At 71.3% G+C, this 24,753-nt stretch carries 21 protein-coding genes; 11 read left to right on the top strand and 10 right to left on the bottom strand.

What is annotated here, in order from left to right; translation table 11 throughout:
* The first annotated feature begins 165 nt into the window (after positions 1-165).
* The 4 genes from OHT51_RS10365 (at position 166) to OHT51_RS10350 (ending at position 2,889) form a co-directional block, all read left to right on the top strand.
* Positions 166-555, top strand: a complete 390-nt coding sequence (locus OHT51_RS10365; RefSeq protein ID WP_063807332.1) for a cell division protein SepF — start codon at positions 166-168, stop codon at positions 553-555.
* Positions 556-656: 101 nt separating this feature from the next.
* Positions 657-1,922: an AAA family ATPase gene (locus OHT51_RS10360; protein WP_328878627.1), complete on the top strand. Its 1,266-nt coding sequence runs from the start codon at positions 657-659 to the stop codon at positions 1,920-1,922.
* Positions 1,919-2,245, top strand: a complete 327-nt coding sequence (locus OHT51_RS10355) for a nucleotide pyrophosphohydrolase (RefSeq protein WP_328878626.1) — start codon at positions 1,919-1,921, stop codon at positions 2,243-2,245. Before OHT51_RS10360 ends, OHT51_RS10355 begins: the two co-directional genes overlap by 4 nt.
* A gap of 182 nt (positions 2,246-2,427) precedes the next feature.
* Positions 2,428-2,889: a DUF6099 family protein gene (locus OHT51_RS10350; RefSeq protein WP_328878625.1), complete on the top strand. Its 462-nt coding sequence runs from the start codon at positions 2,428-2,430 to the stop codon at positions 2,887-2,889.
* Positions 2,890-3,289: 400 nt separating this feature from the next.
* Here the strand turns inward: OHT51_RS10350 and OHT51_RS10345 are convergent, their stop codons facing one another.
* Positions 3,290-3,457 (bottom strand): hypothetical protein, encoded by a 168-nt coding sequence (locus tag OHT51_RS10345; RefSeq protein ID WP_328878624.1) that lies wholly within the window; start codon positions 3,455-3,457, stop codon positions 3,290-3,292.
* Positions 3,458-3,698: 241 nt separating this feature from the next.
* Between OHT51_RS10345 and OHT51_RS10340 the strand changes: the two genes are divergently transcribed.
* Positions 3,699-4,622 carry an LLM class F420-dependent oxidoreductase gene (locus OHT51_RS10340; RefSeq protein WP_328878623.1) on the top strand — a complete coding sequence of 308 codons (924 nt, stop codon included), beginning with the start codon at positions 3,699-3,701 and terminating at the stop codon, positions 4,620-4,622.
* A 70-nt stretch (positions 4,623-4,692) separates the two neighbouring features.
* Here OHT51_RS10340 and OHT51_RS10335 read toward each other — a convergent pair whose 3' ends face one another.
* Complete coding sequence (locus OHT51_RS10335) at positions 4,693-6,864, bottom strand: hypothetical protein (protein ID WP_328878622.1); 2,172 nt, start codon at positions 6,862-6,864, stop codon at positions 4,693-4,695.
* Between the two features lie 191 nt (positions 6,865-7,055).
* On the opposite strand from OHT51_RS10335, the gene OHT51_RS10330 reads away from it, so the two are divergent.
* Positions 7,056-8,546: a 3' terminal RNA ribose 2'-O-methyltransferase Hen1 gene (locus OHT51_RS10330; RefSeq protein WP_328878621.1), complete on the top strand. Its 1,491-nt coding sequence runs from the start codon at positions 7,056-7,058 to the stop codon at positions 8,544-8,546.
* The gene (locus tag OHT51_RS10325) at positions 8,543-11,131 is read left to right on the top strand and encodes a polynucleotide kinase-phosphatase (protein WP_328878620.1); all 2,589 of its coding nucleotides are present in this window, start codon (positions 8,543-8,545) and stop codon (positions 11,129-11,131) included. Before OHT51_RS10330 ends, OHT51_RS10325 begins: the two co-directional genes overlap by 4 nt.
* A gap of 15 nt (positions 11,132-11,146) precedes the next feature.
* Here OHT51_RS10325 and OHT51_RS10320 read toward each other — a convergent pair whose 3' ends face one another.
* Both OHT51_RS10320 and OHT51_RS10315 read right to left on the bottom strand, forming a co-directional pair.
* Positions 11,147-12,046 (bottom strand): hypothetical protein, encoded by a 900-nt coding sequence (locus OHT51_RS10320; RefSeq protein WP_328878619.1) that lies wholly within the window; start codon positions 12,044-12,046, stop codon positions 11,147-11,149.
* Positions 12,043-13,080, bottom strand: coding sequence for an SPFH domain-containing protein (locus tag OHT51_RS10315; RefSeq protein WP_328884297.1), 1,038 nt, complete (start codon positions 13,078-13,080; stop codon positions 12,043-12,045). The genes OHT51_RS10320 and OHT51_RS10315 overlap by 4 nt, the downstream gene beginning before the upstream one ends.
* Before the next feature lie 122 nt (positions 13,081-13,202).
* Here OHT51_RS10315 and OHT51_RS10310 point away from each other — a divergent pair, with 122 nt between their 5' ends.
* Both OHT51_RS10310 and argF read left to right on the top strand, forming a co-directional pair.
* On the top strand, positions 13,203-14,426 hold the full coding sequence (locus OHT51_RS10310; RefSeq protein WP_328878618.1) for an arginine deiminase: 1,224 nt from the start codon (positions 13,203-13,205) through the stop codon (positions 14,424-14,426).
* Between the two features lie 80 nt (positions 14,427-14,506).
* The gene (argF, locus tag OHT51_RS10305; protein WP_328878617.1) at positions 14,507-15,514 is read left to right on the top strand and encodes an ornithine carbamoyltransferase; all 1,008 of its coding nucleotides are present in this window, start codon (positions 14,507-14,509) and stop codon (positions 15,512-15,514) included.
* Between the two features lie 5 nt (positions 15,515-15,519).
* Here argF and OHT51_RS10300 read toward each other — a convergent pair whose 3' ends face one another.
* Positions 15,520-15,972 carry an ATP-binding protein gene (locus tag OHT51_RS10300; protein ID WP_328878616.1) on the bottom strand — a complete coding sequence of 151 codons (453 nt, stop codon included), beginning with the start codon at positions 15,970-15,972 and terminating at the stop codon, positions 15,520-15,522.
* 319 nt (positions 15,973-16,291) lie between these two features.
* Here OHT51_RS10300 and OHT51_RS10295 point away from each other — a divergent pair, with 319 nt between their 5' ends.
* A complete protein-coding gene (locus OHT51_RS10295) occupies positions 16,292-17,119 on the top strand; it encodes an enoyl-CoA hydratase family protein (RefSeq protein WP_328878615.1) in 828 nt (275 codons plus the stop codon).
* A gap of 4 nt (positions 17,120-17,123) precedes the next feature.
* Positions 17,124-19,439, top strand: coding sequence for a bifunctional salicylyl-CoA 5-hydroxylase/oxidoreductase (locus tag OHT51_RS10290; RefSeq protein ID WP_328878614.1), 2,316 nt, complete (start codon positions 17,124-17,126; stop codon positions 19,437-19,439).
* On the opposite strand, the gene OHT51_RS10285 is transcribed toward OHT51_RS10290, so the two are convergent.
* From OHT51_RS10285 to OHT51_RS10265, 5 genes are all read right to left on the bottom strand, one after another.
* Entirely contained in the window at positions 19,423-20,634 is a 1,212-nt protein-coding gene (locus OHT51_RS10285) for a sulfate adenylyltransferase subunit 1 (RefSeq protein WP_328878613.1), read from the bottom strand. The two genes, OHT51_RS10290 and OHT51_RS10285, sit on opposite strands and share 17 nt — an antisense overlap.
* A gap of 2 nt (positions 20,635-20,636) precedes the next feature.
* The gene (gene cysD, locus OHT51_RS10280) at positions 20,637-21,539 is read right to left on the bottom strand and encodes a sulfate adenylyltransferase subunit CysD (RefSeq protein WP_328878612.1); all 903 of its coding nucleotides are present in this window, start codon (positions 21,537-21,539) and stop codon (positions 20,637-20,639) included.
* Entirely contained in the window at positions 21,536-22,102 is a 567-nt protein-coding gene (gene cysC / locus OHT51_RS10275) for an adenylyl-sulfate kinase (protein WP_328878611.1), read from the bottom strand. Before cysC ends, cysD begins: the two co-directional genes overlap by 4 nt.
* Positions 22,103-22,262: 160 nt before the next feature.
* Positions 22,263-23,075, bottom strand: coding sequence for a PaaX family transcriptional regulator (locus OHT51_RS10270; protein ID WP_328878610.1), 813 nt, complete (start codon positions 23,073-23,075; stop codon positions 22,263-22,265).
* 15 nt (positions 23,076-23,090) lie between these two features.
* Complete coding sequence (locus OHT51_RS10265; protein ID WP_328878609.1) at positions 23,091-24,704, bottom strand: AMP-binding protein; 1,614 nt, start codon at positions 24,702-24,704, stop codon at positions 23,091-23,093.
* Positions 24,705-24,753: the final 49 nt, after the last annotated feature.

The following is a 24,753-nucleotide window of genomic DNA, read 5'->3' as shown; positions in this document are numbered from 1 at the left end:
GTAGGCCACACAGGCGGCCCGTTCGAGCTGTGAGGGGGCGCGTCGGGAGGAGTCGCGATGCGCGCAAGGGGCTCGCGGACCGTGTCGGTGTTGGGCCGAACGGGTGACTTGGCGTAAGAATTGGCTGGTGCAGGCATTGAAGGCGAGTCAAGGCGGGGGGAGCCGGTGAACAGCCACGACGTCACCGATGAACAGTGGGAAGGGCTCGCCCAGGTCGTGCCGTTGCGGGGCCGGGACGCCTGGCCGTCCGCGGTGGACCACCGGGTGCCTCCGGAAGCGGCGACGGAACCGCGTCGCCGGTTCGTCGTTCTGCGGGTCAATGTGTTCGCGGACGCCCGCGACGTCGCCGAGACGCTGATGGCGGGGATTCCGGTGCTGCTCGATCTGACGGGGGCCGAGACGGAGGTGGCCAAGCGGGTGCTGGACTTCAGCACCGGGGTCGTCTTCGGCCTGGCGAGCGGGATGCATCGGGTGGACCGGAACGTGTTCCTGCTGACGCCGCCCGGGACCGAGGTCAGCGGGTTGATGGAGGGGGCGGGGGTTCCCGGTACGTGAGGGGTGCGTGAGGGGGGTCGGGCCTGCGGTGGTCGCTCGATCGTAGGAAGGCTGCCGAGGTGGAACGGTTCATCTTGCGGTAGCGGGCCTACGGTCCGGGCATGGCTGGCTCCTCTGCATCGTCCGTGTCGTCGGTTTCCGGTGTCGTGTCCGTCCCCGCGCAGGGGCGGCGGGTGGATGGCGCGGGCGGCGGGTGTTCCGGCCGGCCCCATCTGACCGAGCTACGGCTCTCCGCGTTCGCCCGGCATCGGCGGGTCGCGCTGCCGCTCGGGGCGTTCACGGTCCTGGCCGGGCCGAGCGGCTGCGGGAAGACGACCGCGCTGCGGGCCTACGAGGCGCTTGCTCGGCTCGGTGGCGGTGCCGAGGTCGGGGAGGTGTTCCCCGATCCGGTGGCCTGCGTGCCCGAGCGGGCCCGGCCCGATGTGCAGCAGCGGCGGGGCTTCCGGATCGGCTGTACCGCCGACGGTCCCGAGGGGCCCGTTCGACTCGACGTCGCCGTGCAGGCCGAGCCCGAACTGCGCATCGTGGGGGAGCGGTTGAGCGCGGACGGGGTCGTCCTGCTGGAGACTGCCCTGCGGGATCCGAGTCGGCGTTGTGTGCAGGCCGCCTGGCATACGGCCGGTCAGTCGCCGGTGACACGGGCGCCGCTGCCCGACGACCGGCTCGGTACCGCGCTGTTGCCGCTGCGGGTGGCCGGGAAGACGGAGGGGCAGCGGCGGGTGCTGGCCGCCGCCGAGCAGATGGTCGTGGCGTTGCGGTCGGTGTTCGCATGTGACCCTCGGCCCGATCGGATGCGGGGTCCCGTGCCGGTTGGTTCCGGGCGGCTGCTCAGGGGCTGCGACAACCTTGCCGATGTGCTCTGGCGGACTCGTGCCGAGTGCGCGCGGCGGCATGCGCAGCTTGTGAGCGCGGTGCGGGCGGGGTGTGCCGGGGCGGTGGCCGATGTGGCCGCCGAAGTGCTGGGGGGCGGGACGGTACGGGGGGTGCTCGACCGGGGGGACGGGGTTCGCACGGAGCTCGGGCGGTTGGGGGACGGTGAGCTGCGGTATCTCGCGCTGTCACTGGTGCTGCTGACCGGGCCGGGGGTGCTGGAGGTCGATCCGGTGGGGGAGGTGCCTGCGGCGATGCAGACGTTGAGTGTGGTGGTGGACGGGCTCGATCGGGGGCTGGATCCGGTGCAGCGAGGGGAGTTGGTCGGGCTTGCTGCGCGGATGTGTGAGCGGGGGCATATTCGGGTGGTGGGGGCTGTGAGTGACTTGGCGGGTGTGGTGGCGGGTGCGGGGACGGTGCCGGGGTCGGTGGGGGTGTCGGAGGCGGCTGGGGCGGCCGGGGTGGGGGGTGTGACGGTGGTACACCTGGAGCCGTGACCGAACCTCTCGATGTGGCCCAGCTGCAGCGCCGGCTGGCCGAGTTCGCTGCCGCGCGCGACTGGCAGCCGTACCACACGCCGAAGAACCTCGTCGCCGCGCTCAGTGTGGAGGCGTCCGAACTCGTCGAGATCTTCCAGTGGCTGACGCCCGAGGAGTCGGCTCGGGTCATGGACGACGCGGAGACCGCGGGGCGGGTGACCGATGAGGTGGCGGACGTGCTCGCCTATCTGTTGCAGCTGTGCGAGGCGCTCGGGATCGATCCGTTGGCGGCCTTGGACGCGAAGATCGATCGGAACGAGCGGAGGTTTCCGAAGCCGTAGAGGTGGGGAGGGCCTCGGTCCGCTTTCACTCTGAGTGTTCGTTTGCCTGGCTGTAGCCGAAAAGTTGTCCGCAGATTTCCGTCTTCCTCTGGCTTTTCGTCTCAAGGGCCTTCACTCTGGGTAGTGGACAAGGGAGTTCGGGCGGCGCGTGGGCAGCGCGTCGGGACAGACGGGGACTGCGTATGGACGCGGTGCGGCTGATCGTGACGAGCAGGCGGGCGCTGGCCGGGAGCGAGGGCGCGCCGGAGATCTTGACCGAGGTGTGGCAGGCGCAGGCCCTGGCGCAGGCGATCGGCAGCCGGCTGGCGGTGTTCGGGCCACCTGAACTGCGGGGCGAGGCGCTGGGGTTGACCGAGCTGGCGGGGCGTGGGTGTGGGGTGCTGGAGGTACCGGACCTTGCGGAGGGTGACTTACGCGCGGCTCAGCTCACGGAGTTGGGCGATGCTCGGCAGTCGCTGATGCATCTGGACAGCCTGTTGGGGGAGGTGGGGATCGCTCTGGTGGGTATGGCCAGCGCGGCGGATGACGAGACGACGTACTGGCAGTGCATGGAGGCGATCGACGCGGCGGACGAGTCTCGGGATCGGGTGCGGGAGATGCTGCGCAGGCTGGCGGACCGGGAGGGGTTGCCTGCGGCGGGGTAGGTCTGCGGGATGCCTTCGGCGGCCTGTGCGGGGTGGGTGGGGGTGCGCGTAGCGCCTGCGGGTTCGTTGTGGGTCGGGGCCGTGCCGGGGGTGTCCGTCCTCGGACCGGCGGTCACCTTGGGCCAGGAGGAACCGCGTGTTGACGCCGGCCACTGCGGGCGGACACCCCCCGGCACGTCCCCTTGCCGCCGTGGGCGACTGCGGCGCCGCGGGGGTGCGACACCGCCACCACGGCCACTTCGCCGGTCACTGGTCGGTGCCGGTCCCGGCATTCCAGCCTGTCGGGTGCTTGAGGGTGACGTGGTGCCGGTCCGGGCAATCTCAGCCCGTCCGGCGATGGAGACGAGGCCGTTCGGGTCGATGGGGTCCAGGGGGCTCCGCCCTTGGCGGGGGTGGAGGGTCAGCCGGCGTCGGTGTCCTGGCGCTGGGGCCCCGTTGACTGCAGGTCCGCGTCCAGGGCCGACAGGTCCGCGTTCAGGGCTGCCATCAGCTCCTCCATCTGCTGCAGCAGCCCCTTGGGCTGGCCGGCGTCGCTGGTGGTCTGCTGTGGCGCGATTTCCTCGGACATGACGGCCTCCTCGGGCCTCCGGCCCCCAGTGGCAGTGGGCCGACACGGTGACGCTCCGGCCGGCAGGGCCGGCGCGAGGGCCGGGCGGTCCGGCTCCGATCGAGCCAACGATCACCGTGAGGGCCGGTCACTGGCCCGGGCAGGGGGCGGCTCCGGCGTTGACGGAATTCACCCGACCGGGGACGCGGGGGGCAGGGGGACCCGCGCGGTTGACGGGTGCCTCGGCGTGCAGGATGGAGACATGGATCTTCGCATCTTCACCGAGCCCCAGCAGGGGGCCACCTACGACACCCTCCTCACCGTGGCGAAAGCCACCGAGGATCTCGGCTTTGACGCGTTCTTCCGGTCCGACCACTACCTGAAGATGGGCTCCGGGGACGGCCTGCCCGGGCCCACCGACGCCTGGATCACACTTGCCGGTCTCGCACGTGAGACCAAGCGCATTCGCCTCGGCACCCTGATGACCGCCGGCACCTTCCGGCTGCCCGGCGTGCTCGCCATCCAGGTCGCCCAGGTCGACCAGATGTCCGGCGGCCGCGTGGAACTCGGGCTGGGTGCGGGCTGGTTCGAGGAGGAGCACAAGGCGTACGGCATCCCGTTCCCGAAGGAGAAGTTCGCGCGGCTGGAGGAGCAGCTCGCCATCGTCACGGGGCTGTGGGCGACCAAGGCCGGCGAGACCTTCGACTTCCACGGCAGCTTCTACGACTTGACCGAGTCGCCCGCCCTGCCCAAGCCCGCCCAGGACAGGATTCCGGTTCTGATCGGCGGGCACGGCGCCACCCGTACTCCGCGGCTGGCCGGCAAGTACGCCGATGAGTTCAACATGCCGTTCGCTTCGGTCGAGGACAGTGAGCGGCAGTTCGGGCGGGTGCGCGCCGCCGCCGAGGACGCCGGGCGCAAGGGTGACGACCTCGTCTACTCCAACGCCCTTGTGGTGTGCGTGGGCAAGGACGAGAAGGAGGTCGCCCGTCGTGCCGCCGCGATCGGGCGGGAGGTCGACGAGCTCAAGGTCAACGGGCTCGCCGGGTCTCCGCACGAGGTCGTCGACAAGATCGGCCGGTACCAGGAGATCGGCTCCCGGCGGATCTACCTCCAGGTTCTCGACCTGGACGACCTGGACCACCTGGAGCTCATCTCCTCCCAGGTTCAGTCCCAGCTGTCGTAGCGCCTGACCTGCCTGCCCCCTTCGCGGCCCCCGAGAGCATGCCTTCCGGGGGCCGTCGTGGTTCCGCGCCTCACACCTCCGGCGTCGCCCGTTCCTCCAGGGCCGACATGGTGGCCCGGGCCCTCGTGCGCAGTCGTTCGTCGGCGTGGATGATCCCGTCCTCCAGCCCGAAGTTCACGACTCGGCGGTCCCCGTCGGCCAGGGCTGCCAGGCGGTTCAGGTGCGCGTCCGTGAGGGTGGGGAGGCCCAGGGACAGGAGTGCGTCGAGTGCCGTGTCCGGGTCGGCGTTGTGTTCCGCCGCGGTCAGGACCGTATCGGGCAGCGTCCTGCGCAGCTCTTCCTCGATGCCGATCGTCAGCAGGGCCAGCACGCAGGCCGGTGCGTGCAGGGGCGTGGCGAGCATGCGCTCGAGTGGTGGGCGCAAGGGCGCCGCGGCGGGGCCGAGCCGGGCCGCCACGCGCGCGGCGCGGACTCCCGTCCAGGTGAACCAGGGCCCGTCGGACTCCGCGAGCACCGCGTCGAGGATCCGTACGGGCTCGGTGGCGTCACCTGTGATGTTCCAGAGCGCCTCGGCCAGTTCCACGTCGGCGTCCAGCTGCGGCGTGGTCCGGGGCTGGGCGGGGTCGCTCAGCGCTGCGCGTATGTCCGGCAGCAAATCGGCTGCCCTCCTGCCGAGTTGGGCGCAGCGTCGGGCGGCCTCGAGGACGTCGTAGGCCTTGCCGGCGAGGCCGGAGCGGATGGCGGTGTGGAGCGGGGATGCGTCGCCGGTCAACTCGTGCAGCGCGTGCGCGGCGGCCGGGCGGCCCTCCTCGGGGCCCTTGCGGGCTGCCTTGCGCAGCTCGTCCTCGATGCGTTTGCGGATCCGGCCCTCGGTGGGGCACGCGGCTGCCAGTGCCCCCGGTCCGGCGAGCGGAATGCGGGGTAGGGCGTCGAGCAGTTCGGGGACCGCGGGCGAGGCCTGCGTGCCCCAGGAGGTCAGCAGGAGGGCGAGATGGATCGGTTCGTTGCCGCTCACCTTCGGGTTTGCGAGACGTCGGCGGACCGCGTCGAGGAGCGCGGGCTCGAAGGGCAGCGTCGCCTCGCCCGTCGCACCGAAGCCGCGGGCACCGGCCGCGACAGCCAGTGCTCGTGGGCGCCGCGGCAGGTCGGCCGCGAGCAGACGCGCGGCCCGTTCGGGAGCCAGGGGCACGAGTGCCGCCAGGGCGCTGTCCGCCGTGTCGTCGCCGTCGACGGCGAGGCTGGCGAGGGCGTCGGTGAGAGCATCGTGCGCTGTGACTGACGGCACGCCCGTGATCTTGCCCAGCAGGCTCAGGACACGCGGCGCGGACAACGGATCGTCGAGGAGGGGGAGCAGGCGGGGGAGCAGGCGTCCCGGGGCGGCACGCGAGATCATGCAGGCGTGGTCGGCGGCCCACACCGCTTCCGCGCGGATCTCCGGCTCCGGAAGCGCCAATGCGGCGGCCAGGAGACCGAACGCGGCCTCGCGCTCCTCGTCCGTGTCCCGGCGCAGCAGCGCGTCGACCACGGTCTGCAACGGCTCGCGCTGGTTCTCGTCGAACCGTTCGGCGACCAGATCGTCGGCGGGGAGTATGGAGAGGAGCGTGTCGTGGCAGGTCGCTGTCCATGGCAGGCCCGCGTCCAGGCAGGCCAGCACGGCGGCGAGGCGCAGTTGTGCCGGGCCCGTCGGTTCCAGTGCCGCCGTGGCCGTGTCCGCGCTCGCTCCCGGATCCAACCTGGTCATCGCGGCCAGCAGTTCCGCCCGGACGACCGGCTCCCCTTCCACGGCCCAGCGCCGCTGCAGCGCCGGCCAGGTCTCGTCCCGCGCGTCTGTGTGTCCGGCCATCCAGGCCGTGGCCTGGCGCACCTGTGCATCCCCTTCGTCCAACAGAGGGAGGAGCAAGGGGAGTTGGGCGGCCACCGCGGCACGGCATGCGCCGCGGGCCACCTCGTGCTCGTCCTCGCTCTCGGCTATGGAACCCAGCAGTACCAGCACGTCGGCGCTCCGGCACCCGCCCGCCGCCAGCCGCGCAAGGAACGGCACCACCTCCACCGTGGCCTCATACACCGTCCCCTGGTGCCAGATGTTGCCGTAGAGCTCGTGCAGTGCCTGTCCGGCCGCCTCCGAGTCGGCGGCCGTCAGCGCACGCAGCACGGCAGGCACGTCCTCCGCGCTGCCGTACGCGTGCTGCAAGGTGGCCCAGGGCCGGTCGTCGAGCCCGGCGAGAGCATCTGCGAGATCCATGGCCGGATCCTGACAGAGGGCACTGACAATCGGGGTCGCGCGGCGGTCGGACGGGCAGGTGGAGAGGCCCAGAAACAGCAGCGGGCGGAACCGGGCGGGACGAAAACCCCGGGTGGTTGCGGCGTCTGCTCTGTACGTTGTACTGGCGGCGCACATGCGCAGCTCAGACCCTATTCAAAGGCCGACCCAACGTGTTTCTGACCATCACTGCCACCGGCACCCCGGAACGCCCCGCCACCGATCTCGGTTTCCTGTTGCACAAGCATCCCGAGAAGGCGCAGGTGTTCTCCACCTCGTACGGCAAGGCGCACGTCCTCTACCCCGAGGCCGATGCCGAGCGCTGCACGGCGGCGCTGCTGTTGGAGGTCGACGCGGTGGCACTGGTCCGGCGCGGCAAGGGCAAGGGGCGGGGCGGCGCTCCCGACGCGGCGCTCGCGCAGTACGTCAACGACCGGCCGTACGCCGCCTCCTCGCTGCTCGCGGTCGCGCTCAGCGGCGTGTTCTCCAGCGCGATGCGGGGTGTGTGCACCGCCCGTCCTGACCTGCCGGCTCAGCCGCGGTCGCTGCGGATCGAGGTGCCCGCGCTTCCGGCCCGGGGCGGCCCCGATCTCGTACGGGGGCTGTTCGAGCCGCTCGGCTGGGCGGTGACCGCCGAACCCGTGCCGCTGGACGTGCAGTTCCCCGAGTGGGGAGACTCGCGCTATGTGCGGCTCGTGCTGGAGTCGGAGGCGCTGACCCTCGCCGAGGCCCTGCGTCACCTCTATGTCCTGCTGCCCGTCCTCGACGACGCCAAGCACTACTGGGTCTCGTCCGAGGAGGTCGACAAGCTGCTGCGGGCCGGTGAGGGCTGGCTGGCGGAGCACCCGGAGCAGAAGCTGATCACCAGCCGGTATCTGTCGCGCCGCTGGTCGCTGACCCGGCAGGCGATGGAGCGGCTGGAGCTGGTGCGGCTCGCGGAGGCCGACGACAGCGAGGTCGAGGACATCGACAACGCGGTCGAGGCGGAGAGCGAGGCCGAGGAGAAGCCGACGCCGCTCGCCGTGCAGCGCCGGGACGCGATCATGGCCGCGCTGAAGACGTCCGGTGCCGCGCGCGTGCTCGATCTCGGGTGCGGGCAGGGGCAGTTGGTGCAGGCGCTGCTCAAGGACCCGGCGTACACCGAGATCGTCGGCGTGGACGTGTCGATGCGGGCGCTGACCATCGCCGGGCGGCGGCTGAAGCTGGACCGGATGGGGGAGCGGCAGGCCTCGCGCGTGCAGCTCTTCCAGAGCTCCCTCGCCTACACCGACAGCCGGCTCAAGGGCTACGACGCCGCCGTGCTCAGCGAGGTCATCGAGCACCTCGACCTGCCGCGGCTGCCCGCCCTGGAGTACGCGGTGTTCGGTTCCGCGCGTCCGCGGACGGTTGTGGTGACCACCCCGAACGTCGAGTACAACGTCCGCTGGGAGTCCCTCCCGGCCGGCCATGTCCGGCACGGCGACCACCGGTTCGAGTGGACGCGCGAGGAGTTCCGGGCGTGGGCCGAGGCGGTGGCCGAACGGCACGGGTACGGCGTGGAGTTCGTACCTGTCGGGCCGGACGACCCGGAGGTGGGGCCGCCCACGCAGATGGCCCTGTTTGAAATCAGCACAGCCGGCATGAAGAGCAGTGTGAACGACGAGAAGGAGGCGAAGGCGGCATGAGCGAGAACACCACCCAGGCGACCAAGGGACGGGTCCTGCCCGTCACCGACCTCTCCCTCGTCGTGCTCGTCGGCGCCTCCGGCTCCGGCAAGTCCACGTTCGCCCACCGGCACTTCAAGCCGACGGAGATCATCTCCTCCGACTTCTGCCGCGGCCTGGTCTCCGACGACGAGAACGACCAGAGCGTGACCCGGGACGCCTTCGACGTCCTGCACTACATCGCGGGCAAGCGCCTGGCGGCCGGCCGCCGTACGGTCGTCGACGCCACCAGCGTGCAGCAGGACTCCCGGCGGCAGCTGATCGAGCTGGCCAGGCAGTACGACGTGCTGCCGATAGCCATCGTGCTCGACGTGCCGGAGGACGTGTGCGCCGAGCGCAACGCGGGCCGCACCGACCGGGCCGACATGCCGCGCCGGGTCATCCAGCGGCACACCCGTGAACTCCGCCGGTCCCTGCGGCACCTGGAGCGCGAGGGCTTCCGCAAGGTGCACGTCCTGCGCGGGGTGGACGATGTCGAGAACGCGTCCGTCGTCACCGAGAAGCGCTTCAACGACCTCACCCACCTCACCGGGCCGTTCGACATCGTCGGTGACATCCACGGCTGCGCGTCCGAACTGGAGTCGCTGCTCGGCAAGCTGGGCTATGTCGACGGCGTGCACCCGGACGGCCGTACCGCCGTCTTCGTCGGCGACCTCGTCGACCGCGGCCCGGACAGCCCGGGCGTGCTGCGCCGCGTGATGTCGATGGTGAAGTCGGGCAACGCACTGTGCGTGCCGGGCAACCACGAGAACAAGTACGGCCGCTACCTCAAGGGCCGCAAGGTCCAGCACACGCACGGACTCGCCGAGACCATCGAGCAGATGGAGGGCGCGAGCGAGGAGTTCCGCGCCGAGGTGCGGGAGTTCATCGACGGGCTCGTCAGCCACTACGTCCTCGACGGCGGCCGGCTCGTGGTCTGCCACGCCGGTCTGCCGGAGAAGTACCACGGCCGCACCTCGGGGCGGGTGCGCTCGCACGCGCTGTACGGCGACACCACCGGGGAGACCGACGAGTTCGGGCTGCCGGTGCGCTACCCCTGGGCGGAGGACTACCGGGGCCGCGCGGCTGTGGTGTACGGCCACACCCCGGTGCCGGAGGCCACATGGCTGAACAACACCATCTGCCTCGACACCGGTGCCGTCTTCGGCGGCAAACTGACCGCGCTGCGCTGGCCGGAGCGGGAACTGGTCGACGTACCGGCCGAGCAGGTCTGGTACGAGCCGACCAAGCCGCTGCGGACGGAGGCGCCGGGCGGGCACGACGGACGGCCGCTCGACCTGAACGACGTCCACGGCCGCAGGGTCGTCGAGACCCGGCACGCCGGGCGGGTGTCGGTCCGTGAGGAGAACGCGGCCGCGGCCCTGGAGGTCATGAGCCGCTTCGCCGTCGACCCGCGCCTGCTGCCGTACCTCCCGCCGACCATGGCACCCACGGCGACCAGCCACATCGAGGGCTACCTGGAGCACCCGGCGGAGGCCTTCGCGCAGTACGCGGCGGACGGTGTCGAGCGGGTCGTGTGCGAGGAGAAGCACATGGGCTCGCGCGCTGTGGCGCTGGTGTGCCGGGACGCGGAGGCCGCGCGCAAGAGGTTCGGGGTCGACGGTCCCACAGGGTCGCTGTACACCCGCACCGGTCGCCCGTTCTTCGACGACGAGTCGGTCACGGAGACGATCCTGGAGCGGCTCCGTACCGCGGTCACCGAGGCGGGCCTGTGGGCCGAGCTGGAGACCGACTGGCTGCTGCTCGACGCGGAGTTGATGCCGTGGTCGCTCAAGGCGCACGGTCTGCTGCGGTCGCAGTACGCCGCGGTCGGCGCCGCCTCCGGGGCGGTGTTCCCGGGTGCGCTGGCCGCCCTGGAGGGTGCCGCGGCGCGCGGAGTCGACGTGTCCGACCTGCTCGCCCGCCAGCGCGGACGGGCCACGGACGCCGCCGCGTTCACGGAGGCGTACCGCCGGTACTGCTGGACCACGGACGGCCTGGACGGTGTACGCCTGGCGCCGTTCCAGATCCTGGCGGTCCAGGGCCGCAGCTTGGCCGCGCTCCCGCACAACGAGCAGCTCGCCCTTCTCGACCGGCTGGTGGAGCACGACAGCACCGGCCTGCTGCAGACGACACGGCGCCTCTACGTCGACACCGGTGACCCGGAGTCGGTGCAGGCCGGTGTCGACTGGTGGCTGGAGATGACGGGCCGCGGCGGCGAGGGCATGGTCGTCAAGCCGGTCGGCGCGGTGGTTCGATGGGGGTCCCCCCGCTCGAGCGAAGCCGAGAGTGGGGGAGGGGAAGGGCGCCTGGTCCAGCCCGGGATCAAGTGCCGGGGCCGGGAGTACCTGCGGATCATCTACGGTCCGGAGTACACGCGGCCGGACAACCTGGCCCGGCTGCGGCAGCGGTTCCTCAACCACAAGCGGTCCCTCGCCATCCGCGAGTACGCGCTGGGCCTCGAAGCCCTGGACCGGTTGGCGGAGGGCGAGCCGCTGTGGCGGGTGCACGAGGCGGTGTTCGGGGTGCTGGCGCTGGAGTCGGAGCCGGTCGACCCCCGGCTGTGAGCCGGGGGAGCGGCTTCAGCCGACCAGCCGCAGCCGCTCCCGGCACACGCCGACCCGGACCGTCTGCCCCCAGGTCAGCTCGACCGCGTCCGTCTCCATCCCGTCCCCGAAGGCGACGAGCCGCTCGGACTCGACGGTGAGGTGGAGACGGGCCGCGGCGGCGAGTTCCCCGGCCACCCGTGACGTACCGGTGGCCGGGGACGGCCAGGCCTCGCGGACGTACCAGAGCAGGCGTTCCTCTGTCGGGGAGGGCAGCCGGAGCTGCCCTCCCCGCTCCTGCCACACCGACCGGATCCAGCTGGTCGCCCCCGTCCCGGTGCCGATCAGCACCCCGGACGAGGCCTGGGCCTCGACGACACCCCCGTCGTCCTCCAGGCCCAGGCGGTATCGGGCCGTCTGGTGTCCGACGGCGCCCAGGTAGATCTCGTTCAGCGCCACGAGCCGCTGGGTGTCGTCGGCCACGGCCTCGACCATGGTGAGTTCGTCGAAGGTGCCCCTCGCGGATTGCGCCGCGGTGAGCAGCGGGCCGGTGTTCTCGGGGCGGTGGCGCACCAGGACGCCCGGGTTGCGGCCTGGATCGCTGTCGATGCCCAGCACCGGTTGTCCCGCGAGGTACTTGGCCACGTTCGCGACCAGGCCGTCCTGCCCGACCACGACCACCACGTCCTCCGGTGCGAACAGGAACCGGTCCAAGTCGGCCCGCTCGACCCGGCTCTGACGCCAGGTCAGCGGAATCGCCGACGTCACGTCCGCCAGGGCCCGGCGCGTCCGGTGGTGGCGTTCGGCGACCTCCGCGATGTCCCGGCCCCGGGAGGCGAGGAAGAAGGCGGCCTGGCCGTGCGTGCCGTGCCGGGCCACCAGCTCCTCGTACTCCGTGGTGCGATGGACGAGGACGACCCGGGGAGCGAGGCTCACGCCTGCTCCTGGGTGCCGAGTCTGGCGAGCAGCCCCGTCAGCACGTCCGGCGACACCGTCACGCTGTCGATCCGCGGCAGGTTCTCCGCGAGCCGTGTCCCGGTGAGGGCGTGCAGCGTCGCCACGTCGACCTCGCCGTGCACCCGCAGCCAGGCGGCCTGCGCCTGGGCCCGCGCTTCACCGACCTCGCGCGCGCCCTCGGCCTCCGCCCGGGCCAGCCGTACGGAACGAGCCGCCTCGGCGTCGGCCAGCCGTACCGTCCGTGCCGCCTCCGCCTCGGCCCGGACCGCGTCGGCCGCCGCGTGCTCCTCGGCCTCCCGCCGCGCGTTCGTGCCCTGCTGGTCCACCAACTGCTCCTCGCGGCGGGCGAGTTCGATCTGGCTGGCCAGTTCGTTCTCGGCGATCGCGCGTTCCCGCTCGACGGCCACCGCCCGGCGCTCGTACGTCGCCCGGTCCGCCTCCTGCTGGATCTGCTCGCGGGCCGGGGTGCGCAGCGCCCGCTCCACCTCCGGTTCGGGGCGCAGCGCCATGACGCGTACGGCGACCACCTCGATGCCCGTCGACGGGAGCCGCGGCTCGCCGGCCAGGCCCGCGGCGATCCGCTCCCGCACCGCCGTCACGCCGTCGACCAGTGCCGCCGACAGCGGCGTACGGGACAGGACGTCCAGCGCGTGCTGCTGGGCCGTCTCCGTCAGGAGCGTCCCCAGCTGCTCCAGCGGCGTGCCCCGCCACGCGCCCGTGTCCGGGTCGATGGAGAAGTCCAGGCGCGACGCCGCCACCGCCGGGTCGCTGATCCGGTAGGTGACCGTCGCCTGTGCGGCCACGTCCTGGAAGTCGGACGTACGGGCATGGAAGGTCATCGCCAGCTCCCGGTCGTCGACCGGCACTTCGGACAGCGCGGCGGTCAGCGCCCGGAACCAGAAGCTGAGGCCGGGACCGTCGTGCAGCAGCTTGCCGCCGCGATGGTGGCGGATGTGCGCCGTGGGCGCGCCGCGCAGATGGCGCCAGCCGAGGCGCCGGGTGATGTCGGCCATGGGGACCCCCTCGCTTTTCGTCATGTAGACGATAATCGCGATACCTGCTTGTCGTCAAGAGGACGAAAACGGAAACGGTCAAGCAGGGGGTGAACCCGGTCGGCGATGGTCAGGATGGAGGCATGGGATTCCATGTCGACTCCGAGGCCGGGCGGCTGAGCCGCGTCATCCTGCACCGGCCCGATCTCGAGCTCAAAAGGCTCACCCCCAGCAACAAGGACGCCCTGCTCTTCGACGACGTGCTGTGGGTGCGCCGGGCGCGCGCCGAGCACGACGGGTTCGCCGACGTCCTGCGCGACCGCGGGGTCACCGTCCATCTGTTCGGCGACCTGCTCACCGAGGCCCTGGAGATCCCGGCGGCCCGGAAGCTCGTCCTGGACAGGGTCTTCGACGAGAAGGAGTACGGGGTGCTGGCCACGGATCATCTCCGTGCGGCCTACGAAGGCCTGCCCTCACCCGAACTGGCCGAAGCCCTCGTCGGCGGCATGACCAAACGGGAGTTCCTGGAGGCGCACTCCGAGCCGATCTCCGTGCGCTTCCATGTCATGGAGCTGGACGACTTCCTCCTCGCGCCTCTGCCCAATCACCTCTTCACCCGGGACACCTCCGCCTGGATCTACGACGGCGTCTCCGTCAACGCCATGCGCTGGCCCGCCCGGCAGCGCGAGACGGTCCACTTCGAGGCGATCTACCGGCACCACCCGCTGTTCCGCGACGAAGCGTTCCACGTCTGGTCCGAGGGGCAGGCCGACTATCCCTCCACCATCGAGGGCGGGGACGTCCTCGTGATCGGCAGCGGGGCCGTGCTCATCGGGATGAGCGAGCGGACCACGCCCCAGGCTGTCGAGATGCTCGCCCACAAGCTGTTCGCCGCCGGGTCGGCGCAGACGATCGTGGCCCTCGACATGCCCAAGCGGCGCGCCCTGATGCATCTCGACACCGTGATGACGATGGTCGACGGCGACGTGTTCACCCAGTACGCCGGGCTCGGCATGCTCCGCTCGTACACCATCGAACCGGGCGCCGGCGACAAGGAGCTCAAGGTCACCGACCACCCGCCGGAGCACATGCACCGCGCGATCGCCGCCGCGCTCGGCCTCAGCGAGATCCGTGTCCTGACCGCCACCCAGGACGTCCACGCGGCCGAGCGTGAGCAGTGGGACGACGGCTGCAACGTGCTGGCCGTCGAGCCGGGTGTGGTCGTCGCCTATGAGCGGAACTCCACCACCAACACGCATCTGCGCAAGCAGGGCATCGAGGTCATCGAGATCCCGGGGAGCGAGCTGGGGCGGGGGAGGGGCGGGCCGCGGTGCATGAGCTGTCCGGTCGAGCGCGCGGCCGTATAGACCGAGAGCCGACTGTATAGAAATGCCTATGGTCGTATAGACTTCCAAGGTCCCTGTTCACGTACCTCTGGAGCGCCCCCATGGCGACTGTCCCGACCGCCCTCGCCGGCCGCCACTTCCTCAAGGAGCTCGACTTCACCGGGCGGGAGTTCCTCGGGCTGGTCGAGCTGGCCGCCGAGCTGAAGGCCGCCAAGAAGGCCGGGGCCGAGACGCAGTACCTGCGGGGCCGGAACATCGCGCTGATCTTCGAGAAGACCTCGACGCGCACCCGCTGCGCGTTCGAGGTCGCGGCCGCCGACCAGGGCGCCTCGACGACGTACCTCGACCCGTCGGGCTCGCAGATCGGCCACAAGGAGTCCGTGAAGGACACCGCGCGGGTGCTGGGGCGGATGTACGACGGGATCGAGTACCGCGGGGACAGCCAGGCGAACGTGGAGGAGCTGGCGGCGTACGCGGGCGTGCCCGTCTTCAACGGTCTGACCGACGACTGGCACCCGACGCAGATGCTGGCCGACGTGCTGACGATGACGGAGCACAGCGGCAAGCCCCCGAAGGAGATCGCCTTCGCCTACCTCGGCGACGCCCGCTTCAACATGGGCAACTCGTACCTGATCACCGGGGCGCTGCTCGGCATGGACGTGCGCATCGTCGCCCCCCAGGCGTACTGGCCCGCGCAGGCGATCATCGAGCAGGCCCTCAAGCTCTCCGAGACCAGCGGTGCCCGCATCACGATCACGGAGAAGGTCGACGAGGGGGTCCTCGGGGCGGACTTCGTCGCCACGGACGTCTGGGTCTCCATGGGGGAGCCCAAGGATGTGTGGGACGAGCGGATCGCCGCGCTGGCTCCGTATGCCGTGACCATGGACGTGCTGCGGGCCACCGGGAACCCGGCCGTGAAGTTCCTCCACTGCCTGCCGGCGTTCCACGACCTGGGTACGAAGGTCGGGCGCGAGATCTTCGAGCGGCACGGACTGGAGTCGCTGGAGGTCACGGACGAGGTCTTCGAGTCCGCGCACTCCGTCGTTTTCGACGAGGCGGAGAACCGGATGCACACGATCAAGGCCGTCCTGGTGGCGACCCTGGCCTGAGGCGGCTACAGCGGGCGGCGCTGAGCCGGCACGACCGGCAGTCTGAACCAGACCGCCTTGCCGGAGTCCGTCGGGCGGTGGCCGCAGGACGAGCTCAGGGTGCGGATCAGGAGGAGGCCCCGGCCGTGCTCCTGCCAGGGGTCGGGCTCGCCCCTGGTGGGGCGGGTCAGGTCGCCGGGCGGCGCCGGGTCCGGGTCGTGGACCTCGACCTGGCAGCCGGACGGCAGCAACTCCACGACCAGCTCTATCGGGCCCTCGCCGGCAGTGTGCTCCACGGCGTTCGCGACCAGCTCCGCCGTGAGCAGCTCCGCGGTGTCGCTGTCGGCGGCGTGCTGCAGCTCGGCCAGCGCCGTACGGACCAGGGCACGCGCGACGGGCACGGCCGCGACCGTGTGCGGCAGCGCGATACGCCAGGAGGCGGAGGCTGAGGGGCGATCTTGCAAGGCGGGTCCGTTCATGAGCAGGCTGTCCTGCTTTCAACCTTATGAATGGTACGGCGCCACCCGGCGAAGGGCCTCCGAAGGGCACCGTTCGGAACCTTCGGCCCCGACTGCTGGGCGACTTACCCAGGTGAACGGCCGCCCTCGCGCGGTTGATCCCGTCGTTACGGGGGTGTCGACGAGCCGTGACGGATGTGACGGAGCAAGGTCACACCCGGTCGGCTTATTGCGTGCTCGTGACGACGGTCAAAGTTGAGTGATAGTTTCGAGGGGTAGAGCTCGGAGGGTAGAGCTCAGCGAGGCAGTGCCCGCCGTCCGCCCGAGGAGGCCGCACGTCATGAGTCCCTTCACCGGCTCCGCCGCCCGCACCCCCGACTGGAAACATCTGCGGGTCGAGCAGGCCGACGGGGTCGCCACCGTCACCCTCGCCCGCCCCGAGAAACTCAACGCGCTCACCTTCGGCGCCTATGCCGACCTGCGCGATCTGCTCGCCGAGCTGTCCCGGGAGCGGGCGGTGCGGGCCCTGGTGCTGGCCGGGGAGGGCCGCGGCTTCTGCTCCGGCGGCGACGTCGACGAGATCATCGGCGCCACCCTGGCCATGGACACCGCCGAGCTCCTCGACTTCAACCGGATGACCGGGCAGGTCGTGCGGGCGGTACGGGAGTGCCCGTTCCCGGTGATCGCGGCGGTGCACGGGGTGGCGGCCGGGGCCGGGGCGGTACTGGCACTCGCGGCCGACTTCCGGGTCGCCGACCCCACCGCCCGCTTCGCCTTCCTCTTCACCCGGGTCGGGCTGTCCGGCGGCGACATGGGCGCCGCGTACCTGCTGCCCCGGATCGTCGGCCTCGGTCACGCGACCCGGCTGCTGATGCTGGGCGAACCGGTCCGGGCACCGGAGGCCGAGCGCATCGGCCTGATCAGCGAGATGACGGACGAGGGCAAGGTGGATGAGGCCGCGCAGGCACTCGCCCGCCGCCTGGCCGAGGGCCCGGCTCTGGCGTACGCCCAGACGAAGGCCCTGCTGACGGCCGAGCTGGACATGCCGTTGGCGGCATCGGTGGAGATGGACGCGTCGACGCAGGCGCTGCTGATGAACGGCGAGGACTACGCAGAGTTCCACGCGGCCTTCACGGAGAAGCGCCCGCCCACATGGCAAGGGAGGTAGGGGGATGCTCTCGGCATCGGACCCGCGGCCGCCCAAGTCGACCGACCACCCCCAAAGAGTCGCCGTCATCGGCGGCGGCCCCGCCGGCCTCTACGCCGCCGCCCTCCTCAAACGCCTCGACCCCACCCGAGAAATCACCGTCTGGGAACGCAACGCCCCCGACGACACCTTCGGCTTCGGAGTGGTCCTCTCCGACGAAACCCTCGGCGGCATCGAACACGCCGACCCTCACGTCTACGCCGCCCTCCAACAACACTTCACCCGCTGGGACGACATCGACATCGTCCACCGCAACACCCGCCAGACCTCCGGAGGACACGGCTTCGCGGCACTCGGCAGAAAACGCCTCCTGGAGATCCTCCACGAGCGCTGCCGCACCCTCGGCGTGGAGCTCCGCTTCCGCGCACAGGCCCCGGACCCGGCCTCGCTGGCAGAGACGTACGACCTCGTCATCGCCGCAGACGGTGTGAACAGCACCACCCGCGAGGCCTACGCCCATGTGTTCCGCCCCCATGTGGCCACGCACCAGTGCCGTTACATCTGGCTGGCCGCCGACTTCGCCTTCGACGCCTTCCGCTTCGAGATCGCGGAGACCGAGCACGGCGTGATGCAGCTGCACGGCTACCCCTACGCACCCGACGCCTCCACCGTGATCGTCGAGATGCACGAGGAGGTGTGGCGAGTCGCCGGATTCGACGAGCTCGACGAGCAGGAGTCGATCGCCCGCTGCGCCAAGATCTTCGCGGACGCGCTCGGCGGACGGTCCCTCAAGTCCAACAAGTCGGCATGGACCACCTTCCGCACGGTCGTCAACGAGCGCTGGTCGCACGACAACGTCGTCCTGCTCGGCGACGCCGCCCACACCGCCCACTTCTCCATCGGCTCCGGCACCAAGCTGGCCGTCGAGGACGCCCTCGCGCTCGCCGCCTGCCTGGAGGAACAGCCCGACATCCCCGCCGCTCTGAGGGCGTACGAGGAGGAGCGCAAGACCGTCGTGGCCTCCACGCAGCGCGCCGCCCGCGCCAGCCTGGAGTGGTTCGAGAACCTCGGCCTCTACCTCGACCAGCCGCCGCGCCAGTTCGCCTTCAACCTCCTCACCCGCAGCCGCCGCGTCACGCACCACAACCTGCGCCTGCGTGACGCCGGTTTCACCGAGGCCGTTGAGCGGGACTTCGGCTGCCCGGCCGGCACGCCCCCGATGTTCACCCCGTTCCGGCTGCGCGGCCTGACCCTGCGCAACCGGGTCGTCGTGTCCCCGATGGACATGTACTCGGCCACCGACGGCGTCCCCGGCGACTTCCACCTCGTCCACCTCGGCGCCCGCGCCCTCGGCGGGGCCGGCCTGGTGATGACCGAGATGGTGTGCGTCAGCCCGGAGGGCCGGATCACCCCCGGCTGCACCGGCCTCTACACCGGCAAGCAGGGGGAGGCCTGGCGGCGGATCGTCCAGTTCGTGCACACGCAGGCCCCCGGCACCGCGATCGGTGTGCAGCTCGGCCACAGCGGGCGCAAGGGCTCGACCAGGCTCATGTGGGAGGGCATGGACGAGCCGCTGGAGGACGGCAACTGGCCGCTCGTGGCCCCGTCCCCGCTCCCCTACAAGCCGTACAGCCAGACCCCGCGCGAGCTGACGCGGTCCCAACTCACCGACATTCGCGAGCAGTTCACCGCCGCCACCTGGCGCGCCGCCCGCGCCGGATTCGACCTCCTCGAACTCCACTGCGCGCACGGCTACCTGCTCTCCGGCTTCCTCTCCCCGCTGACCAACCGACGCACCGACGCGTACGGCGGCTCCCTGGAGAAGCGGCTCCGCTTCCCGCTCGAGGTCTTCGACGCCATTCGGGCCGTCTGGCCGGAGGAACGGCCCATGACCGTCCGTATCTCCGCCACGGACTGGGCCGAGGGCGGGACGACGGCCGAGGACGCCGTCGAGATCGCCCGCGCCTTCGCCGCGCACGGCGCCGACGCGATCGACGTGTCGACCGGCCAGGTCGTGGCCGACGAGCGGCCGGAGTTCGGGCGGTCGTACCAGACGCCGTATGCGGACCGGATCCGCCACGCCACCCGTCTGCCGGTGATCGCGGTCGGTGCGATCTCCTCCTGGGACGACGTCAACTCCCTGATTCTGGCGGGCCGTACGGACCTGTGCGCCCTCGCCCGACCCCACCTCTACGACCCGCACTGGACCCTGCACGCGGCGGCCGAGCAGGGCTACGACGGCCCCGGCGTCGTCTGGCCGGCGCCGTACCGTGCGGGCAGCCGGCGTCCGCAGACGGGGCGCACGGACGCGCCCAAACCCCGGCTCAGTCTGGGGAGTTGAGCTCGGCCATACCGGCGGTCAGCGTCGTGCCGTCCGCCGGGTCGATCAGGAGGAACGCGCCGGTGCGCCGGGAGGCCGCGTAGTCGTCGAGGGCGAGCGGCTCGGCGGTGCGCAGGGTGATCCGGCCCAGGTCGTTGGCCCTCAACTCGGCTGCCCCGCCGAGGTCCTTGACGACGGCCGTCACGGTTCGGGTGGTGTGCCGGACCAGTACCCGGTCGCCGACCCTCAGCGCGCGGTCGGCCAGGTGGCACACGGCCGCCCGGACGTACCGGGTGAGCGCGGGGACGTCGACGCCCGTGGTGAGCAGGTCGCCTCGCGAGACGTCCCGCTGGTCGGTGAGGCGCACGCTGATCGACTGCGGCGCGTACGCCACGTCGACGTCCCGGCCGAGTACGTCGATGCCGGTGATCTCGGACGTCGCGCCGGACGGGTGCACGGTCACCCGGTCGCCGACCCGCAACCCACCCGACGTCAACTGGCCCGCGTAGTGGCGGGCTTCACCGTGCCGGATCACGTACTGGACAGGGAAGCGGGCAGGGGCGTCGGCGGGATCGGTGCCGACCGGGACGTTCTCCAGAAACTCCAGGAGCGCCGGGCCGCGGTACCAGTCCATGTGGGCCGAGCGGTCCACGACGTTGTCCCCGACGAGCGCCGAGACCGGGATCGGAGTGAAGCCGGCCAGCCCCAACTCGGCCGCATGGCCCGCGAAGTCCTCGACGATCGCGTCGAACTCCCGCTCCTCGTACCCGACCAGGTCCATCTTGTTGACGGCGAGGACCACATGGGGAACCCGCAGCAGTGCGGTGATCGCCGCGTGCCGGCGGGTCTGCTCGACGACCCCGTTTCGGGCGTCGACGAGGATCACTGTCAGCTCGGCGGTGGAGGCGCCGGTGACCATGTTGCGGGTGTACTGCACGTGGCCGGGGGTGTCGGCGAGGATGAACCGCCGCCGCGGGGTGGCGAAGTAGCGGTAGGCCACGTCGATGGTGATGCCCTGTTCCCGCTCGGCGCGCAGGCCGTCGGTGAGCAGTGCGAGGTCGGGGGCGTCCTGGCCGCGGTTGCGGGAGGCGTGCTCCACGGCCTCCAGCTGGTCGGTCAGGACTGATTTCGAGTCGTGCAGCAGGCGTCCGACCAGCGTCGACTTGCCGTCGTCGACGGACCCTGCGGTGGCGAACCGAAGCGTGTTCACGGTCATGCTCAGAAGTACCCTTCGCGCTTACGGTCTTCCATCGCGGCCTCGGACATCTTGTCGTCGGCACGCGTCGCGCCACGCTCCGTCAGCCGCGACGCGGCGATCTCGGTGATCACCTTCTCGATGGTGTCGGCGTCGGAGTCCACCGCGCCGGTGCACGACATGTCGCCGACCGTGCGATAGCGGACCTGACGCTTCTCGACGACCTCGTGCTCGCGGGGCCCGCCCCACTCACCCGCCGTCAGCCACATCCCGCCCCGCCGGAACACCTCACGCCGATGGGCGTAATAGATGTCCGGCAGCTCGATGCCTTCGCGGGCGATGTACTGCCACACGTCCAGTTCGGTCCAGTTGGAGAGCGGGAACACGCGCACGTGCTCGCCGGGCGCGTGCCGGCCGTTGTAGAGGTTCCACAGCTCGGGCCGCTGGCGGCGCGGGTCCCACTGCGAGAACTCGTCCCGCAGCGAGAAGACGCGCTCCTTGGCCCGCGCCTTCTCCTCGTCCCTACGCCCGCCGCCGAAGACCGCGTCGAACCGCTCGCTCTGGATCTTCTCCGTCAACGGCAGGGTCTGCAGCGGATTCCGTGTCCCGTCGGGACGTTCGCGCAGCACACCCCGGTCGATGTAGTCCTGTACGGAGGCCACGTGGAGGCGCAGCCCATGGGCGGCCACCACACGGTCCCTGTACTCGATGACCTCGGGGAAGTTGTGCCCGGTGTCGACGTGCAGCAGCGTGAACGGGATCGCCGCGGGAGCGAACGCCTTCAGCGCCAGATGCAGCATGACGATGGAGTCCTTGCCACCGGAGAACAGGATCACCGGCCGCTCGAACTCACCCGCCACCTCACGGAAGATGTGAACCGCCTCGGACTCCAACGCGTCCAGGTGGGAGAGAGCGAACCCGCTCACACCAGCCCCCGTTCCGCCAGTACGGCGTAGACGGCGGCGGCCGATTCCTGGGGTGTCTGGAGCTGTGTGGGAAGGACGAGGGAGGGGGCCTCGGGCGGCTCGTACGGGTCGTCGACACCCGTCAGTCCGGACAACTGCCCCGCGGCATGCCGGGCGTACAGCCCTTTCACGTCCCGCTCGCTGCACACGTCCACCGGGGTGGCGACATGCACCTCGATGTACGGCGTCCCGCTCGCCTCGTGCCGCTTGCGCACCGCCTCGCGGCTGTCGGCGTACGGTGCGATGACCGGGACGACGGACAGCACGCCGTTGCGTGCGAGCACCTCCGAGACCAGCCCGATGCGCTGCACGTTGGTGTTCCGGTCCTCCCGGGAGAAGCCGAGGCCGGCGGAGAGGAAGCGGCGGATCTCGTCGCCGTCGAGGACCTCCACGCGATGTCCCTCGGCCTTCAGCCGGTCACCGAGCCGGCGGGCGATGGTCGTCTTGCCCGCGCTCGGCAGCCCGGTGAGCCAGACGGTGGCTCCCTGAGCCCTTGGGCCTGCCTTTCGGGCCGTGGTGGTCATGCGCAACAGTCCTCATCTCTTACCCCGCGTCCTACTTCGCGACGACCCGATGGACGCTAGGTAAGAAACTTGAGAGGAGACGCAGAGGAACCTGAGGGTTCTGTTAGTGGCTCATGGTGCGCCCGAGGTCACAGACCGACGAGGGCACGGAACGGCGAGGTCACAGACCGGCGTAGCCGGCTCCCGCGTCCCGCAGGCGCTCGTGCAGCCCCCGGAACACGGCGGCCGACCGCGCGCCCGGCCAGTCCGCGGGAAGCAGCCGGGCGGGCAGGCCCGGGTCGGTGTAGGGGAGGTGGCGCCAGGAGTCCAGGGCGAGGAGGTAGTCGCGGTACGCCTCCTCGGGAGGGGTGTCGTGCCGCTGCTCCCAGTCGGCCAGCACGCGCGCGTGGCGGTCGAGGAACGCGTCGTGCTCCTTGGCGATCGCGGCCAGGTCCCACCAGCGGGCGACGGCTTCCGCGGTCGCCGTGAAGCCGAGATGCTCGCCGCGGAAGAAGTCGACGTACCCCTCCAGGCGCAGCCGCTGAAGGGTGTGCCGGGCCTCCTCGTACAGCCGTGCCGGTGCGATCCACACGCCCGGGGCGGCCGTCCCGAAGCCGAGGCCGGCCAGCCGGGAGCGCAGCACATGGCGCTTCTGCCGCTCCGACTCCGGGACCGAGAACACCGCGAGCACCCAGCCCTCGTCGTCGGGCGGCGCGGTGGCGTAGATGCGCCGGTCGCCGTCGTCGAGCAACTGGCGGGCGTCCGTGGAGAGTTCGTAGCCCGCCGCACCCTGTGCCGTGCGGGCCGGGAGCAGCAGCCCGCGCCGCTTCAGCCGCGACACGGACGAACGTACCGAGGGAGCGTCCACGCCGACCGCGGCCAGCAGTCTGATCAGCTCGGCGACCGGCACCGGGCCGGGCATGTAGCGGCCGTAGGCGCCGTAGAGCGTGACGATGAGAGACCGTGGTGCATGCTGGTCGGACACGTTGATCATCTTAGGTCGTACGGATCACTGCTGGTCACCCGGCGGGTCATCACCGTCGCGCAAACGGAAGCGCTGGAGCTTGCCGGTCGCCGTGCGTGGCAGGGCGTCCAGGAAGACGATCTCGCGCGGGCACTTGTACGGCGCCAGCTCGGCCTTCACGAACGCGCGCAGCGCCTCGGCGTCCTGACGCGCCCCGTCCCTGAGCACCGCGTATGCCACCACGACCTGTCCGCGCGCCTCGTCGGGCCGCCCCACGACCGCCGTCTCCAGCACGTCCGGGTGGCGCAGAAGCGCCTCTTCGACCTCGGGACCCGCGATGTTGTAGCCGGCCGAGATGATCATGTCGTCCGCGCGGGCGACGTAGCGGAAGTAGCCGTCACTCTCCCGGACGTAGGTGTCGCCGGTGATGTTCCAGCCGTGGCGCACGTACTCGCGCTGCCGTGGATCGGCGAGATAGCGGCAGCCGACGGGCCCGCGCACGGCGAGCAGGCCGGGCTCCCCGTCGGGCATCTCCCGGCCCTCGTGGTCGACCACGCGTGCCTGCCAGCCCGGCACCGCCACCCCTGTCGTCCCCGGCCTGATGTGCTCGTCGGCCGCGGAGATGAAGATGTGCAGCAGTTCGGTGGCCCCGATGCCGTTGATGACGCTCAGCCCGGTCCGCTCCTGCCAGGCCTGCCAGGTGGCGGCGGGCAGGTTCTCGCCCGCCGAGACGCAGCGGCGCAGCGAGGAGATGTCGTGCGAGTCGAGTTCGTCGAGCATCGCGCGGTACGCCGTCGGCGCGGTGAACAGCACGGACACCCGGTGCTCGGCGATCGCGGGCAGCAGCTGCTTGGGCCCTGCCTGTTCGAGGAGCAGGGAGCTGGCGCCGGCCCGCAGCGGGAAGACGACGAGGCCGCCGAGGCCGAAGGTGAAGCCGAGCGGGGGGCTGCCGGCGAAGACATCGCCCACATGTGGTTGCAGCACATGTTCCGAGAAGGTGTCGGCTATCGCGAGCACATCCCGGTGGAAGTGCATACAGCCCTTGGGGCGTCCGGTGGTCCCGGACGTGAAGGCGATGAGGGCCACGTCATCGGCCGCGGTGCCGGCGGCGTCGTACGGCGTGTCGGGCGCCGGGCGGTGCAGCAGGTCGTCGGGGGCGTCGCCGCCGAACGTCGCGATCCGCAGCCCGGGTATCTCGGCCTTGGCGAGGTCGTCGACGGCGCGGATGTCGCACATCGCGTGCCGCACCTGCGCTATCTCGCACATGGTCTTCAGCTCGTGCGGCCGCTGCTGGGCCAGCACGGTGACGGCGACCGCGCCCGCCTTCAGCACCGCCAGCCAGCAGGCCGCCAGCCAGGGCGTGGTCGGGCCGCGCAGCAGCACCCGGTTGCCCGGGACGACGCCGAGGTCGCAGGTGAGCACATGCGCGAGCCGGTCGACGCGGGCGCGCAGTGTGCCGTACGTCCATGTGTCGCCGGACGGGGTGTGGAACACGGGTCGCTCGTCGGGCGGGCCGGCGAGCAACTCGGCTGCCGCGTTGAGCCGATCGGGGTAGTCCAGCCCCGAAAGGTCGAAGCGGAGCTCGGGCCACTGGTCGGGCGGTGGCAGGTGCTCGCGGGCGAAAGTGTCGACGTGGGCGGAGCGGTGCAGACCGGCCATTGCGGTTCGCCCCCTTGCCTTGTGGGCTGCCTGTGGGCGTCGTGGTGGG

Origin of the sequence: Streptomyces sp. NBC_00299, assembly GCF_036173045.1 — a bacterium.
GTDB lineage: Bacteria > Actinomycetota > Actinomycetes > Streptomycetales > Streptomycetaceae > Streptomyces > Streptomyces machairae.
Note: the sequence above shows the minus strand (reverse complement) of the source record. Positions and strands in the feature narration are given on the sequence as shown.